This window comes from Pseudomonas amygdali (genome assembly GCF_002699855.1).
Classification (GTDB): Bacteria; Pseudomonadota; Gammaproteobacteria; order Pseudomonadales; family Pseudomonadaceae; genus Aquipseudomonas; species Aquipseudomonas amygdali.
This window is the reverse complement of the sequence record NZ_LKBW01000194.1, coordinates 1-1,244: the sequence shown is the minus strand read 5'-3', so window position 1 is coordinate 1,244 and position 1,244 is coordinate 1. Positions and strand designations below refer to the sequence as shown.

General features: G+C 53.4%; 2 pseudogenes. Both read right to left on the bottom strand.

Features of this window, described 5'->3' with window-relative positions:
• Positions 1–158: 158 nt before the first annotated feature.
• A pseudogene (locus AO277_RS29725) lies at positions 159–452 on the bottom strand (hypothetical protein); the annotation flags it as partial.
• Positions 453–772: 320 nt separating this feature from the next.
• Positions 773–1,244 (bottom strand): annotated as a pseudogene (locus AO277_RS13785) (hypothetical protein); the annotation flags it as partial.

Sequence of the window (1,244 nt, the reverse complement as noted above, 5' to 3'; positions counted from 1 at the left end):
CCGAGCTGGTAAAACAAGGGCCTGCCTGACGGCAGGCCCTAACCAGCCCGAACACAAAAAAACTGATACTCCCTCTTTAGGTGACCTCGCAAGGGTTTTGATTTTCCAGTCTAGGATGCCTTTGCCTTTCGGCAGATCCAGAATTGTTTCTTGCTGACTCATACGTGTGTACTCTCTGCGACTTCCAAGGTCAGAGCCCCAATTCTGTTTGATGCTTTTACCTCTAGTTCTACAGAAGCCAGGCCGTCAACAGCGGTATCGCCTGTTGTGCCAAGTTTCATCTGAAACAGATAGCTTTTATCGTCTCCGCCAGTCTTTAAAAGACTGGCCGGGTACCAGAGTTGCAGCTCAAGATAGGTTGCGTCTTTGTCGAGCGGCACCCAGGTTTCCCAGATGAGGTCTTCGTTTTCGGGTGGCATCAAGGGGTAGGTGAAGTCTTCACTCGCCTTATACCCAAGCCCATAGGTAACCTTGCCAATATCCTTGGCATTGAAGTGTCCTTCCCGAGTAAGGTTCCGGTAAGTGAGCGCGGTATTGATGAGGTTGAGCATTATCACGCCCCAGGCGATTGACCCGGCAATCCCTCCCAGTCCATCGATCCAGCGCTTGGCGGTGGTCAGCCAGTCTTTGGCGATGGCTTTGCCGGACTGGAAGTGCAGGCGAATCTCGTCCTGCAACCACTGGTTTATGCAACCGAGCAGCCAGATAGGGTGAATACCAGAGATCTCGTGGTTCGGCCTTAAGGGAGTGCTTATTGAGGTCGGCAACGGAACTACCATTTCCAGGCTTTTTCCGCGAACTCAGTTGTTGGGGGGAGCACAGTGTGGAGAAACGCGAGGTATTTGTTGAACAGCACCTCATGCTGGAATCGGGCCTCAAAGCCCAGTGTGACATCCGTGCGGTGTGTGACGATCATCAGCCGTTTACGGTCGACGGTCACAAAGTTGTACTCATCCCAGGGTAGGCTTTGTTCATGGTGAATGGGGTTTTCCCAGTTGAGTAGCTTGAGGGCTGCGATACAGGCGATGGCTGCCGGCCCGACCAGGAAAAGCAGTGAGCCGGTGAGAGCGGCGATGAAGACGAATATCAGGATGACGGCTATGGCAATGCCCTTGAAGAAGGACGAGGCGAAGTCGGGGTAGTGAAGGTAGTACTCCAGGTGGGCACAGTTGGGAGTATCAGTTTTTTTGTGTTCGGGCTGGTTAGGGCCTGCCGTCAGGCAGGCCCTTGTTTTACCAGCTCGG